Here is a 15959-nt window from a genome sequence, read left to right on the forward strand (position 1 = left end):
GATATCTTCCAATAGCTCGGTGTTCACTTCCTTTATATTTATTTTTGCTGTTTTTTCATAAGGAAAGGCGGTGTTTCGTGCGAGCGTCTTGATGCCATTCTTGATCAGGCGCACCTGAAAATCCACCACTGCGTTATTTTCCGTATTGTCAATATTACGCTCACAATAAAGAATGCTTTTCTGCAATTCTGGAATCAGGTAATCTTTGTAATAGGTAGCCCTGCTTTTTTCCTTCTGCACATCTGTAAAATGTTTTTGAAACTCGTTTGCGTTATGCTGATGGACAATAAGCGCTTCATAGGCCCAACGAGAGGTCATCACATCGCCAATCACGGGCACATACTTCTGCGATGTGATACTCTTGTGCAAGTTGTCGTAGGTCACAATAACACCGCTAAACAGCAATTCGGGCACCAATATAAAGGGTATCAGAATATAAATGGTGATGACAGAGTTTAATGCCGAAGAAAGGTTTAGTCCTAATAAATTGGCGAAGCAGGAAGTGGTGAATAAGATCAGCCAATAGTGCATGTTCATCCCTTTTATTTCCAGGATAAAATTACCTATGAGCACAAAGCTTAACATTTGTATGGCTGAAATCATAAACAACAGCGCTATTTTAGAATGTAAATAACTGCCCCTGCTTAATCCTAAAAACGATTCCCGTTTCAGGTGCTTCCTGTCTTTTATTATTTCTTCGGCAGATATGGATAATCCCAAAAACAAGGCCACCACTACGGCCATAAAAATATAAGCCGGGATATTGTTGTTCTCCATAAAAATATAGGCATTTGGATCTCCCGTCCTGCCACTTATATATTTGGTAAAAAAACCCAGCAACACCGCCAGAACAGGGGCCTCCAAAAGACTTATTAACAAATATTGCTTGTTGCTCAGTTTCGTCAGCAAATCCCGCTGAAAAAAGATACGGAGCTGGCCGATCTTTCCCGGGATGCTATACAGGCTATGTCCGGATTTCCTTTCCTCGGGGAAATCCGTTGACTGGCTATGCCGGGTCTCTAGAAAGAAGTCGTACCATTCTCTGGGTGTTATTTTCCTGGTTCGGGTCGGCTTTCCATACTCATTTACAATCTTGGATTCGATGATTTGCAAAAGCTGTTCGGGATTCACATTGCCGCATTCACCGCATTGTTCATCTGTCGCGTTAATATAGTTGCTCTTCCTTTTAAAATAGCCAATGGCCTCAATAGGGTTTCCCGAATAAATCAGATATCCTCCTTTATCCAGAAACAGCATCCTGTCGAACATCTTAAAGATGTCTGATGATGGCTGATGAATATTAACGATGACAATCTTACCATTCAGGGTTTGTTCTTTCAACAGGTTCATCACCACCTCCGAGTCGAGAGATGACAGGCCCGAAGTGGGTTCGTCCACAAACAGGATAGCAGGCTCCCTGATTAACTCAAGGGCTATGTTTAAACGTTTGCGCTGACCCCCACTAATGAGTTTGTTTAACAGATTGCCCACCACCAGGTCTTTAACGCCATACAAATCAAGGTCGTATAACATTTTATGGACATACTCTTTTCTTTTCTCCTCGCTATAGTTGCTCAGGCACAACTGTGCGTTGAAATCGAGATTCTGATACACCGTCAATTCTTCAAACAGGATATCATCCTGCGGCACATAACCGATAATACTATTGTTTGCCGGGCTATAATTCTGATACAGATCATGGCCGTTGATAAACACCTGTCCCTGTTGTGGTTTGATATTTCCATTTAAGATATTCAGCAGCGTGGATTTTCCGGCCCCACTGGCTCCCATGACCCCCACCAATTGTCCCGAATCGATACTAAGGTGTTGCAGAAGGACCCCGTTTTCACTGTTCTTAAATCTAAAAATAATATCGCGTGCAATTAAGGAAGCGCCGGTTTCTTTGCGCAAGTGCATAAAAACCTTTACCACATCGGTATAATATATGGTTTTTGTTGTCGCACTTCGCAACGATGATCCTGCCTCAAAAATATATACCTGGTGTGGCGTGAAATTTTGCCCATTCAAGTATACATCCTGGTTACCTGTATAACGAAAGGCAAACGTATTGGTGCTCTTGATATGCAAAAAGATGATTTCCCCGCCTATATCTCCAATGTTGCGGTGTACGATCCCAGCTTCAGACTGACCACCGTCAGAATCAAAAATAATCACATTTTCTTTCTCCGGCACATTTTTTAATTCGTTAAAAACAAAACCCTTACAGTTGAGGTATTCTGTTTCGTCAATATTAAAGGCCGTTGCCACGGAAAGCACAAAATCCAATTCTTTTTCTGTTAAAATGGCATCCAGTGAGATGAATTCCAGAAGTTTCAACAACACAAAGGTCTTTTGTTTCTGCTGCAATTCCTGATTGATCTGCTCACAGATAGCCATCACCTTCATGGCATCCACCATGGTCCGCTTTTTCCTTTTCTTGTCGGAGACATCCACTTTATTGGAGGCATACAATTGCAGGTAATCATCAAACCGGATCAGGTATTTCTCTATCAGATTTTTATTTAGGAGCTTACGCAAAAACGTTTCGACAAACTTACGTTCCCGGCTGGGTTGTTTAACCGATATGTCTATGTCAATTACCAGGGCAAATAATTGAATTAATGCCTTAATTATATTCTCATTCATGTCTTCTTTTTTTTCTTCCCAACGGTATGGTGGCTGTTTGGTGCAATCGGAAATCTCCGGGTTTAGATCTATCCAACCGTAGCTATATGCAGCTTAACTCTCTTTTGAGATTGTTTATAAAGCTACTAATATTTTCCTATCTTGTAAAAAAAAGTAATTCAGGCTATCCAGCAATACCAATAATGTCGAAAATTAAGACCATACTAAATTATAGGGGACCCATTGAATTTGAAACAACAGAAATTCTTTTACAGAAAGTTAAAAAGGATTTGGAGGCCCATGCTATAAAAAAGGTACTTAAAAAACGTGTTTACAACATTATGGTTGAATGCATTGAGAATATTCTCAGGCATCATGCAGCTCCCCCTAACACTACCATCCATCCATATATCATACTCGAGCAGGAGCAAGAGGGATATTTAATCACAGCAGGGAACCTGATCTCCAATGATGAAGTGAATGATCTCCATCAAAAGATTGACCATGTGAAGGGTCAGGATAAGGAAGGCTTGCTGAAGATGTATGAAGACCAGATTAATAAAGATGGTATCGCCATCAATAAAGGAGCTGGATTGGGAATTATCACCATAGCCTTAAAGGCCAACAGTAAGATTAACTATAATTTCACGCCGGTAAATGCAGGATGGTCTGTGTTTGAATTGCAGGTAAGCGTTCCTTTGGAGCATTAAAAAGTATATTTCATGAGAAAGCTAACAATAGACCCTACTCCCAACTCCCCAAAAATATGGTTTGAACCTGATAAATACAGCTTTGAAGTATCAGGGGAGTCAAGACCTGAGAATGCCAGTATTTTCTATAAAGATTTGATAGATTGGGTGAATGAACTGGAACTGTCGTTAAAAAACAATGACGGCTCAATTGACAGGCCCTATGTTTTTATTTTTAACCTGGAGTATTTTAATTCAACCTCGGCAAAGTTTATCCTCGATTTCTGCAAGAAACTGGGCAACTTGCATTCCATGGGTCATCCAATTGTTATTCACTGGCATTACGAAGACGATGATGAGGATATGCTGGAGGTAGGCCAGGAAATGTCCAGGATGTCCAAGTTCCCGTTTGAATTTATCGAGATTAGGACCTAAACCAAAATTCCTTCGGATATTAGGAAGTAACGACATTTAGCACGGAGCTCACTTTTAAACCCATAATACCACTGCCGCGTTCACCCTTTAGCAATATTCTCCAATAATTTCAAGGTAATTAGGTAGGTGGGTTTTATCCCTTCCTGGCCAAGGCCACCGGAAGCCAATGTTGTTTTGCTTTGCATGGGATTGTCCGAGGCGTAATAGGCATAATAGACCCTCACCTGTTCGTTGACACTTTTCCGCACCTTGGTGGCGGCCTGAATCGCCTTTTGATAATGTGCCCCCTCCATCTCAATTCCAATTGCATTCCACGAACTGTTCATAAAGTGCTTTAACACATCCTTGTTTTGCAGGGAGGTACCCAGAACAGTAATCATGTTCCCCTCGACCACATTAATCCCGTTTCCCGCAAAATCAGCTGCCTTAAAGCTGTTCTCGAACGGGTAGTTATCGCCGGTCCCCTCAAAAACATGAGCGCCGGGTACAATGATATCCCCTTTGTCTCCTTTCAGAATTCCCGCTTTACCCATAATGGAGATGGTCTCAATGTTCAGCCGCAATCTTCTTTCGCCTTTTATCTCGGGCTTTAACAATTCGTCCATACACTCGTACGCCTGTTCCCCAAAAGCATAATCCATTACCAATAACAAACCTCTGTCTGTGGTATTACCTTTTTCTGAATGCAACCATTTGGAGCTGTTGTTGTGTAAAGCTTTCTCCAGATCGATTATTTGAACATTAATATTGGCACCGGATGAATCCTTTATCATATGCAACCCATTTTGCAGCGCTATTTTTTCAATTTTGTCGCGGAGTTTTTTGTTTCCGCCCTCGCTTGTCTTGATGGCCAGTTCATCCAGGGAATCTATATCCGGTTCGGCCAGATTTCCGTATAGTGTGTTTAAAAAACTATGGAGGTTTGCGCTTATAATATGCAGTGGGCGTTCAATCCACCCTTTTTTCACAATAAAGTCTTTAATGTGATTGGCCCATTTCTCGCCATAAATATGATGCCCGATGATTTCCCTTAGTTTTTGGGAAAAAGATATTTCTCGTTTTATTCCCTTGATCTGTTCCTGTATGGTAAGGTGCCCCAGCCAATAAATAATTTCAAACAAGGAGGGCTCATCCTTTCTCTGGCCAAAATCTTCAACCGCCATCTTCGTTTCCAGGTAAGTACGCCCCAGCACGTTGCTTAAATAAGTGATTCCCTGCTTTATATCGCGATTATCGTCCGAGTTTATAAAGTTCTTAAGTTTATTCCAGTCATCAGAAACCTGTCCCTTAGGATCCAGACTGTTTTGCATTATTTTTTTTGATTCGTTGAACAGAAATGTCAGGTGCGTGAGAATATCGTAAATATCGCTTCGCCCGCGGGTAACTTCAATATACATCGAATCTTCATCAATGCGGTAACAGTTTCTTCGCCGCTTTAAAGGAACGATAACATCGTAGTCGGACAATTCAAATCCTTCGCGCGCTATCAAGCGGATGTGCCTGCATTTTTCTATTCTCCTGGGCAAACGATCCAACACGTATTTCATGGCACTTAACTCCACCCTGTATGGGTCGGACATGGATCCGTAGATTTCCGGATTCAGGGTTAAGAATGTTTTGGTCAGCTCCTCTCCCGATACCCCCAGGGGTTTGTAACTGCCCCGGATGAACAAGTGACGCATGGTAATATACAACCTTTCGATGGCTGCCCTCGATTCCCTCGTCCTGATTTTATTGTCCATGAATATTTCTGTTTTAAAACGATATTGTTGTCCTATCACAGCACAACCGTACCTAATGAACCATTTCTCTTTTGCTAGACAATTTGTTCCTTGTCAAAGTCCCAGTAAGTTCTTCTGCCTTCTTTATAGGATATGGTTCCCATATGGGCTGTCATGGCTTCTTCAAAAGCCCTGTCGATATTACAACTTGGTTGTGTACCATTGTTTAGCCGGATGCAGTCGAGCCATTCGCGAAGGTGCAGGTGTGTGGTATCCACTTGTTTTCCGTCACGATAGGTATATAACAATCCGCGACCTGCAAAGTATTTCTCGGTGGCCGACGTGATGGCATCTACCTTGTTTTTGCCCGGAGTATAGCTGAAAATCGGTTTCCCGGGATCCATCAAACCATTTTTTATCTTCTCTTTGTACCTGGTCGAATTTGGGTCTACATTTATTTCAAGCGTATTGCCTACGTGCATCGTAGCATCATGACCCATAATCATTTTACCGCGGGTGTTCTGATTTGCCTGGGTTGCGCTGTATAAGAGCGTTAAGTCTTTGTGAGCAAATTCATAGGCCATTGTCAATACATCAGGCACGGTTCGTCCGTCCTTAAAATAATAGATACCCCCGGAAGCCATGGAAGACGATGGCATGCCTAAATCTAATATCTGATTCATCGCATCGTATTCATGGGTAAACAAATCGCCGCTTAATCCGGTGCTGTAGTCCCACCAGCATCGCCAACGGAAAAAGCGTTCCAAACTAAAATCGTGCCATGGAGCCGGTCCTATAAACTGTTTCCAGTCGATATTGTTCTTGTTGGCTTTGGGGTGAATATTATACACCCATGCCCCATTGGGAGAATTACGGTTGGTACAGGTTTCTATAAGCGAAATTTTTCCCAAGGCTCCTTTTTCAATAATCCCTTTGGCAACATGGTAACTATCCGTTTGACGGTTCTGATGTCCTAACTGAAAGACATTTCCCTTTTCTTTCACTATTTTACGAACCATATATGTTTCATCTAAATGCCACGACAAGGGCTTCTCGCAATATATATGTTTCCCGTTAAGCGCGGCCTCAATGGCTATTGAAGAATGCAAATGATCGGGGGTACCGATTATAACAGCATCTACATCATCCGATTTAACCAATTCCTGATAGGTTTTGTATCGCTTTGGGGCTTTACCCTTTTTTCCGGAAATGCCCTGACGGTAAATATTCTGACCTGCCTTGATGGCATTCTCAGCATGAATATCGAAGACGTCACATATGGCGGTTATCTCCACCCCGAGATCTTCCTGGTCAATAAAATTCTGATATCTTTTTTCCCACCCTTTTTCGGTTTTGGCTTTAGTCGCCAATTTATCGATATATTCAGGCTGAGCAAAGCCGAGTGACCTTAACAAATAGTTACAGCGGCTTCCGTATCCAACCACACCAATTCTAATTTTCTTATTTACCGGAACATTAAGGCTGCTTTTTTCACTTAAATCAAAATCAAGCTCTTCGAGCAAGTGTTCGTTTAAGGTATCGTAATACCTGTTTTTACTATACATTCCATAAGCAAAAGCGCCAACAACAGGTACGGTGGCCAAACCCTTCAATACTTCCCTTCTGTTCAATTTTCTTGGAGAAGATTTTGGTATAGAATTTTTGTCTTTTTCTTCCATTTTATATACGCTTGTTTTTAAATAGTAGTCGGTCGATTCCTATATAATAACTACTTGGTATAAGAAACAACACGACCAAGATGCAGCACTCAATTGCGTTTTTGTTCACTAAAAGGTAACTTCCCTCCGAAGGCATCATATATTCCGAACCAATCACGGGTGGGTGTGAAAGATAAAACATCAGGATCATTATCGCTCCGGCAATAGAAGCATATCGGGCCAAAAGTCCTAATATTAAAGCCAGCCCAATTAATATTAACCCCCACTGGATGATAATATCAATAGCGTTCAGTATTATTTCTGTGTCAACCATCCATAAGAACCACTGTTTAAACAGGCCTTCAGAATCCAACAGATATCCAGCTGCACTCCAGTCGGGATTTAACATTTTTACAGCACCTTCATATAATAAATGCCATCCTATCAATACCCGGCATATTACGAGTGCCGATAGCTGGTATTTATTTATTGCATAATTTGTTGATTTATCCATTTAATCAGAGCTTTTCTTGTATTATTAAAACCTTGTAAGTGTTTGCTCTTCGCCAGCTTTTAGGTTCAGACTAATTGTTTTATCCCCTACTTTTATTTTACACGAACCGCCGTTTTTCGATGAAATCACCACATTTTCAGGATTACCATTTTTCCATTTCATATCCAATGTAAAGCCACCACGTGTGCATAAGCCAGATACATTCCCATTGGGCCAAACCTTTGGCAAAGCTGGCAATAACTGAATGATGGTTTCCCCGTTTTCATCTTTCAGATGACTTTGAACCAACATCTCCGCCATACCTGCTGCTCCTCCAAAATTGCCGTCGATTTGGAAAGGCGGGTGCATGTCGAATAAATTGTCGGCCATCGATTTTTGAAACAGTGCCTTTAAATTTTCATAAGCCTTATCTGGATTTTGAAGTCTGGCAAAGAAATTGATAATCCAGGCCCTGCTCCATCCGGTGTGGCCTCCACCATTTGCCAAGCGCCCATCAATGCTGCGGTTAATGGCATCGATGTAATAAGGAGTTTGTAATTCGCTGAACTGTCTCCCCGGATATAGACCAAATAAATGGCTCATATGGCGATGTCCTGCGTCCACCTCTTCAAACTCCTGCGACCATTCCATTAAACGGCCATCGGAACCGATTTTTGGCAGCGATAGGTTGGCAAGTGCTGTTTTTACATCCGCTACAAAATCATCTTCTATTTCAAGAATTGCAGCAGCCTCCAACAGGTTGGTAAAGTTGTCCCAGATAATTTCCTGGTCCATGGCATTGCCCATATCAAGTCGAACCATTTCTTTATCGGTTCCCGGTGCATAAAATTTATTTTCGGGCGAAGTTGACGGCCCTGAAACCAATTTCCCGGAACGGGGATCTACCGAAAGCCAATCAAGCAGAAACTTAATCGATTCTTTTAAAATCGGGTATGCCCGATTAGCTAAAAATTCCTTATCGCCGGTAAAACGATAATGTTCCATAAAATGCTGCGTACACCAGGACGAGCCAAAGGGCCACATGCCATACTGTACTTTGCCAATAGGTGCTGTCCAGTGCCACACATCCGTAGTATGGTGCACCACAAAACCATCACAATTATAAACTTCTTTTGCCGTTTTACTTCCCGGTTCAACTAGGTCTTCCAGTAAGTCGAAAAATGGTTCGTGACATTCACTTAAGTTGCAGATTTCCACCGGCCAGTAATTCATCTGAAAATTGATGTTGGTATGAAAATCACTGTTCCAGGGAGCGCTCAGGTGCTGGTTCCATATTCCCTGCAAATTGGCAGGCAGGTTGCCCGGCCTTGATGAGGAAATAAGCAGGTAGCGTCCATACTGAAAAAACAGCTGCATCAATCCAGGGTCGTCCGCACCTTGCTTGATGGCCTCCAAACGCTTATTGGTAGGCACATTAACGTCTCCTGAATTTCCAAGGTTAAGGGTCACCCTTCTAAACAACCGTTGGTGTTCTGTTTGGTGCTCGTCTACCATTTTTTCAACGGATTTTTTCGATACCGCTTTTAACTGTTTAGCACAAACTGCCGAAAGCGTATGTGTTAATGGAGAATAAGGCTCGTCGGCATTATAATCGGTGGCTGCCGAGATAAATAAGGTTAACCCATTAGCCCCGCTTACCTTTATATTTCCCTCTTCAGCAATGGTTTTTCCACCGTTAGGCACAGCCAGCAATTGGGCTTCGTATTTCACGCCCGGATGTTTGCCTTTTTGGCTGGCTTGCCCCCACATTCTGATTTTGTTTTTGCCTACCGTAGCTACCTCAAAATCGGCAGGACGGTCTAAACTCAAATTAACACTCATGGATTTAGGTTTGTCGGCAGAAAGCTTTACAACAATAACCTGATCTACAGGGCTCGAAAAAACCTCGCGGGTATAGTTGACCCCGTTTAATGTAAAAGTTGTTTTGGCAATGGCTTTGTCGAGGTCGAGTTCCCTGCGGTAATTTTCAGCTTCACCTTTCAATTGAAAGTCCATGTTCAAATTACCCAGTGTTTGGTAACTTCTTGGTGCAATCCTGGGCGACAATACATCGGTTTGCATAATGCTGTCGGCTTCCACGTATTTTCCATTAAAAATCGACGCTTGCGCTTTTGCGATGGATTTCCAGGCCCCATTGCGATTTTCAGGAACGGGAGGCCCGGCCCAAACCGATTCTTCGTTGAGCTGGATGGTTTCCTTTTCAATGCCACCAAATACCATGGCACCCAAACGCCCATTTCCAACTGGCAGGGCTTCCATCCATTTTTCTGCAGGTTTATCGTACCATAATATTTTTTCTTGTGCTGACGTGCCTGTAATCAGACTTAATGCAATACTAAGTATTGCAAATATTCGTTTGTTCATTGTACAGTTTTTTTACTTGTTCCTGAATCTATTAATATTTTTATCTATTCTATATTTTTCATGGTTTCATGAGGTTTATCCTGACAGCAGATAAACTTAACTAAATTAGTTTGTATGACCAAAGCGATATTCCGTGCCTCTGGGGCAAGGAGCATACACTGTATTCAGGTTGTGCCTGATCGGCTGGCCAGAATAACACCCAGTCGTCAGGAGCCGTTTCGATGATATAAACTCCCTATATATCTCCAACTTTAAACCCTATAAAGCCAATTGGCACCTTTTTATGTAATACGGATTGTCATTTGCACCAAACTTCGTGGGAGCCTTAGATGCTTTAAGCAAATAAAATTACTTACATCCCATATCCAGTAACGCTTCGGCGAATGCCTTGCCAGCCTGAGCATGGAACTTAGCCGAGCCGTAGTAGTGAACAAAGCCACCAATAGACGCAGCCCGCTTCCATAGGGCCATCTCTTCAGGGGTGAGTATTTTAGCTTTGTAATCATCCATATAAGCTTTCTTCTGCTCCGGCGTCATTGAGCCATCGGCATTTGGCCCATCGGCAAGTTGTTTCGACAATTTTCTACCCATGTTTTTCACCTTTGTTTGTTTCTGTTCTATGAATCCAAGTACATCTTCTCTGAATGGTGCCGTCTGAACGGCAGCTACACTCCCTTTGAACTCTTCCATTTGCGCTGGCACCGCCATGGCTTTACGGAAAAGCTTCATGCGATAATCCGATTTGTTAACCACCTTAAATGTGCCTGGTGTGTAATTCCCATACTGACCCATCACACCTATAACAAATGGCAGTTCGGGAGCCTTCAAATCCTTACGGACATCGCGTATAAATTGTGCCAATAAATGGCTGTATTGATCATACTGCTTTTCTCCATAACTTGATGGATAGGTGGTAAGATCACTAAAGTCATTCCATCCCTGGAACCAAACAAAGCCCGACAATTCATAGCCTGCATCCGGGTCGTAGTCCGGGTAGACCCGCTTTATATCGCCCAGAACCTTTCGGACATGATCCATCATGTAACGATAGTTTCGGCCCGTTGCCTCGTTTTTCTGCGCCCTAACCTTCTCTAGCGCGCCCTTTTGGGTCAATATTTCTACCTGATAGTCATTCATTACGTATGGACCGGAGCCCGGAGATCGGTAATCCACACTTAGATTTTGGCCTCCCCAGGCGGTCTTGATAATTAAGATAGGGCCATCGTATGATTCTTCCATGGTGATGCCGAACATATACTCCGGTCCGATAAAATCGTCAAGTTTCGTGGGATCTGTTCTGCGCACACCGTAACCGGCAGTCAACTTGCCATATCCTTCTCCTCCGTATTGGTTCATCTTTCCATTCAGCGAAGAGATCCAAACCCTTTCACATACCTTCGGTTTGCCGTCGGGGCCAAGCATCTTCTTAAGCAATGGGGCGGTTGCGGGATCGTCTCCAATATAGTCGAAGGTCGAAATACCCCCAGTGCCGACCATATTCGACTGCCCGGCCATTATGTAAATCTTAAGCGGTTTTTTTGCAAAGGCCGGACTAATACAAAAAAAGGCAACAAAGACAGCAAACATGAGTTTTACAGCTCGTATCATAGTTTCTTCTTTAAACGTTAAAAATTTGTATGCTTCATTCCTTTTTACCAATACGCACCTCTAAAAACTATTTTTCGATGCTATTTTTAAATAATCGATTTATGAATTATAAGGCCTACTTTAAATGATAAGGGGTATTACAAACCAAAATGATACTCCTCACCGCGAAAAGCAACAGGCGTAACATTCGGTTTGGGTTGAACCTTACCTTTGGGCCAGAACATCACCCATTCGCCGGGCGACATTTCAAGGTGGTACGTACCTCTATCATTTGGGCTAATCTTTGTATTTTTTGAGGCCACCCATTGTGCATCCTGCATGGCAGGATCAACTTCTACTTCCCCGCCTGCTTCTGACTGAATTAACACCCATTGGGTTTTACTTTGCTCACGTCGGGCACTCGCCAAATAAGCGCCTTCACCACGAAGCTGGTGAAACTGAACATCGGGCCACTTTTCGGGAACAGCAGGAAAAATACGCAGCTGTTTGCCCCAACTCTGCAACAGCATTTCTTGCATTGTGGTGGCTCCATGCAATGGTGTTTCCATCACAGGCAAACCGATTTCAGAATAAAAAGTATTGGGCTTTAAAAACGACTTTAAACCATTGAGTAACTCTAAGGCCCGGTCGCCATCATTCAGTATGGCAGCCATACATGCCCCTCCTGTATACGAATAGCCCATGGCCCGCCCGAAGCTGTGCCAGTGCGTTAAACTACGATCAATTAATTCACGGTTCTCCTTAGTTTCAGGAGTAAGTGTATGCAAAGGATATACCGCCAACAAGTGCGACCAATGTCTGTGTCGATAATCTAATGTGACATCTTTTCCAACCATTCTACCGGTTGCTTCATCAACATGAACCGGCATCAATTTCGTTTTAATTTCTTTCCAGGCGGCAATTAAAGGTTCTTCTTTTTCTGAAAGACCTTTTTCTTCTGCCATTTCGAGTAAACGCCCCAGGCCCCAATTCAACAGATCGAGATCGTAAGTACAATCTACTGCCATTTTATATTCAGGACTAAAGGTTTGGGGCAGACTCAATAAACCCTCCTCGTTTTCTACCAAAAAGTGTCGGTAATAATTTACAGCACGAGTTAGCAGCGGATAAAGCACGGTGTCGCGTAGTTCCTTGTCTTGCCAATAGATGCATTCCATATCTACGTTATGCAGCCCCCACAACAAGTTTCCAATCTCACTTCCAATTTTGGGTTCTATGGGCTCCCGGCCTCCAGGTTGCCCGGCATGTCCCGCCAGATCCCAGCCCGAGCTGTTTCGACCAATGGCATACGAATCATGACGATAAGGTTCGGCTACGTTTTTGGCCAGGTTCTCGCGGTTCACATTCAGCTGATGACTCATGGCCGAAACCATTCCACGGCGATTGGCAACATAGCCACCACTGTGCGAAAGTTGTACATTCAGATTCCACCAGGTTGCGCACCACGCAGTTGGTTGCAACCATGGTCCCTGATTATCAATAATCCATCCTTTATCGCGTGTAGCGCAGGCCAATTTGTATTGTTGTATCCAGTAAAAAGCATCCCAGTAGCGGTCGCCCACCGAAATAAAACTTTGCGGATAATAGTTGTGCCACCATTCGCGATGCGATTCCATCCACTTTTTCTGATCGGCCATAGCTGCTGCACGTACCGCCAAGACAGCATTGCTTACTGCTTCGTTGCCCGGAAAACTGTGTTGAACACTTAACCAAAGTCGTGTGGTGTCGCCCACTTCTTTTTGTACCCATGCCACAGCTGTTTGTCCTCCGGCAATTAGATTTTGAACGGCAGTTTGCACACCATCACCGAACGTTGAAAGCGCCGGAGAAGGATTGACCGGAGTTCGTGGTGCGTTGGAACGCACCGAACGTGGATTCCGTGCTTCTTCAGCAATGTAGGTAAATTTAGTTCCTTCAAGATTACCTTCGGCAACTAGATCGAAACGCATGACCGGTTCTGTGGCATGTACAATTGTTTTCCAATCCACAGCACCTCCATTAGATAAAAGCGTTCCTGTCGCTTCCGCATCCCACAACGAGAGGCGTGATTTGCTTTCTGTTATTTCTTTTGGTAATTGCAGTTTCAGGTGACCAATAAAATGTCTACCACGATTAAGCGCTGTAAAATTCTTTTCCGTAAGGTCATCGTCCTCCATGGAGCGGTGTTCATGTGCTGCCGAACAACCTACATCCCATCTGAGCGTATGGCCGTCGATTTTATACATAAGCGTACCTTGCTCGCCATTGCCCAGGAAAGGTCCTTCGAACCATGTTCCGGGAAGTGAATCCCATTGCATATCGTGATTGGCCATAAAAGCCGGCCAGTCTACGGCATCCATTCCCGAACAGGTATCGCCTGCTTTAAGAACCATTCCCCTATTTTTACTCGGAGATTTTTGTGCGCCGGCAAGTCCAACACAAAGGACTGATAACAATATTATCCATATATTCTTCATCTGTTTATTATTTAGCAAAACCTTGATAACCAATGCAAATTCTAATCTCCGAATCAAGTTCGGAGCAGGCTATGCTCCTGTGTGCCCGATTATTTGCCCTGGCCATGCCAGTTTCATATGATCACCTAATTACAAAATATTATTCCCTACATGTTTTTTCCAGTCTCCATTGCGGTTTTCAGGAACGGGAGGCCGGCCCAAACCGATTCTTCGCTGAGCTGGATGGTTTCCTTTTCAATGCCACCAAATACCATGACACCCAAACGCCCATTTCCAACTGACAGGGCTTCCATCCAATTTTCCGCCGGTTTGTCGTACCACAAAATGGTTTGCTATGTTTCTGAAATGCCTGAAATCAGCACCAATGCAATGATAAATGTAGTTATTCGTTTATTCATCGTTTAAGTTTTTACTTGTTCCTGAATCCATTATTGTTTTTAAGGTCTTTTCCATTGAATTTGCCAGCTCCCGGTTCTCATCGATAATATCAGTGGTTTCTGAAATATCCTTTTTTAAATCGAACATTGAAAATGGTTTTTCAAAGGCCTTTCCTCTTGGAGTTTCACGACCACCGGAGCCATTACCCAAGACCAACTTATAGTCTCCGTTTCGAATGGCAAATGTACCACTAACCGAGTGATTCACAATTGGAGCCCGTGAGAAAGCATCGTCGTTTTCCTGTAATAAAGGGAGAAAACTAAAACTATCCTCACCCTCATTTTCGGAAAGGGAAACACCTAATAAATCTGCAAAAGTTGCCAGAAAATCGGTAGTGCAAATGGTTTGTTCTTTCACCTGTCCTTTTTTAATTGCGGCCGGCCAACGTACCACGAAAGGAACACGGTGTCCACCTTCCCAAACATCGGTTTTTGTTCCGCGATAAATGTAATTTGCCGTGTGGTTTTTGGCGTAAAAACCCTGAACATTCTCATTCATTAAATGGTCAGCTTCCACACTTTCATCCAGGCGGTACATAAACGAACCATTATCTGACGTAATCATCAGCAAGGTATTTTCTTCCATACCGGCCGCTTTTAATTTGTCGGCCATGCGGCCCACCACGTAATCGGTTTGATGCACAAAATCGCCATAAGCTCCCAGTTCTGTAGTGCCCACAAAACGTGAGTCGGGCCACACTGGTTTATGCGGTGCAGGTAAAGCAAAATACATGAACATGGGTTTATCGGTTGGACGTTTATCAATTAAACTTTCGGCTTTATTTAACAGGTTTTCCCAAGCCGTTTCAAAATCAAAATTTTCAGCTTTGTCACCTTCCCTTAAATACCTTGGAAAATCTTGTTTTGGTTGTATTTGCGTAGGAACCTGGGTAAAATGGTCGTTTTCGATATAAACGTACGGAGGAAAATCGAGCGATGCTGAGATTCCATAAAAATAGTCGAAGCCGTTCACTGTTGGATTATTTTCAATTTTACCGGCATAATCAACAACTCCGGCAGTGTCTATTGTAAAATCCATTCCCAGATGCCACTTTCCAACACCTGTGGTATAATAGCCATTTTGTTTCAAAAGCGATGCAATGGTCGTTCGCTGCGGATCAATCAGGTGTTCGCTGAATCCATTTAACACCCCTTTCTTTTTCCATGTGCGCCAACAATAACGCCCGGTAATAATTCCGTAGCGCGTAGGTGTGCAAACGGCTGAGTTTGTATGGGCATCGGTAAAACGAATTCCTTCAGCTGCAACCTTGTCCATTGCCGGTGTTGGAATTTTGGAATCCGCGTTGTAACAATGTACATCACCACTTCCTAAATCATCAGCCAGTATAATGATAATATTTGGTTTCTCTGTTTGTTTTTCCACAGTAGAACATGCGGAAACAAGGACCGCTAAAATCGGAAAAAATAAAGTTTTATAATTCATTTTTGTTT

The 15959-nt window shown here is 43.0% G+C and carries 11 protein-coding genes; 2 read left to right on the top strand and 9 right to left on the bottom strand.

Going from position 1 to position 15959, the window contains the following annotated elements:
- Positions 1-2646: ATP-binding cassette domain-containing protein (locus ACT29I_RS09230; protein ID WP_444793256.1), on the bottom strand; the 2646-nt coding region annotated here is incomplete at its 3' end.
- A gap of 182 nt (positions 2647-2828) precedes the next feature.
- Between ACT29I_RS09230 and ACT29I_RS09235 the strand changes: the two genes are divergently transcribed.
- Both ACT29I_RS09235 and ACT29I_RS09240 read left to right on the top strand, forming a co-directional pair.
- A complete protein-coding gene (locus tag ACT29I_RS09235) occupies positions 2829-3335 on the top strand; it encodes a SiaB family protein kinase (protein ID WP_430932167.1) in 507 nt (168 codons plus the stop codon).
- A 12-nt stretch (positions 3336-3347) separates the two neighbouring features.
- Positions 3348-3749 carry a DUF1987 domain-containing protein gene (locus tag ACT29I_RS09240; protein ID WP_430932165.1) on the top strand — a complete coding sequence of 134 codons (402 nt, stop codon included), beginning with the start codon at positions 3348-3350 and terminating at the stop codon, positions 3747-3749.
- 80 nt (positions 3750-3829) lie between these two features.
- Here the strand turns inward: ACT29I_RS09240 and ACT29I_RS09245 are convergent, their stop codons facing one another.
- The 8 genes from ACT29I_RS09245 to ACT29I_RS09280 all read right to left on the bottom strand — a co-directional run bounded on the left by ACT29I_RS09245 (position 3830) and on the right by ACT29I_RS09280 (position 15951).
- Positions 3830-5491, bottom strand: coding sequence for a DUF6909 family protein (locus ACT29I_RS09245; RefSeq protein WP_430932164.1), 1662 nt, complete (start codon positions 5489-5491; stop codon positions 3830-3832).
- Between the two features lie 74 nt (positions 5492-5565).
- Positions 5566-7149, bottom strand: coding sequence for a Gfo/Idh/MocA family protein (locus ACT29I_RS09250; protein ID WP_430932163.1), 1584 nt, complete (start codon positions 7147-7149; stop codon positions 5566-5568).
- 1 nt (position 7150) lies between these two features.
- Positions 7151-7642: a DoxX subfamily gene (locus tag ACT29I_RS09255; RefSeq protein WP_430932162.1), complete on the bottom strand. Its 492-nt coding sequence runs from the start codon at positions 7640-7642 to the stop codon at positions 7151-7153.
- Positions 7643-7666: 24 nt separating this feature from the next.
- Positions 7667-10006: a glycoside hydrolase family 95 protein gene (locus ACT29I_RS09260; RefSeq protein ID WP_444793257.1), complete on the bottom strand. Its 2340-nt coding sequence runs from the start codon at positions 10004-10006 to the stop codon at positions 7667-7669.
- Between the two features lie 348 nt (positions 10007-10354).
- Positions 10355-11614, bottom strand: coding sequence for a sialate O-acetylesterase (locus ACT29I_RS09265; RefSeq protein ID WP_444793258.1), 1260 nt, complete (start codon positions 11612-11614; stop codon positions 10355-10357).
- A 137-nt stretch (positions 11615-11751) separates the two neighbouring features.
- The gene (locus ACT29I_RS09270) at positions 11752-14070 is read right to left on the bottom strand and encodes a glycosyl hydrolase family 95 catalytic domain-containing protein (RefSeq protein WP_430932159.1); all 2319 of its coding nucleotides are present in this window, start codon (positions 14068-14070) and stop codon (positions 11752-11754) included.
- Positions 14071-14216: 146 nt separating this feature from the next.
- Complete coding sequence (locus ACT29I_RS09275; RefSeq protein ID WP_430932158.1) at positions 14217-14393, bottom strand: glycoside hydrolase N-terminal domain-containing protein; 177 nt, start codon at positions 14391-14393, stop codon at positions 14217-14219.
- A 67-nt stretch (positions 14394-14460) separates the two neighbouring features.
- A complete protein-coding gene (locus ACT29I_RS09280) occupies positions 14461-15951 on the bottom strand; it encodes a sulfatase family protein (protein WP_430932157.1) in 1491 nt (496 codons plus the stop codon).
- Positions 15952-15959: the final 8 nt, after the last annotated feature.

The sequence above is a fragment of the Saccharicrinis sp. GN24d3 genome (assembly GCF_052400645.1).
Classification (GTDB): Bacteria; Bacteroidota; Bacteroidia; order Bacteroidales; family Marinilabiliaceae; genus Saccharicrinis.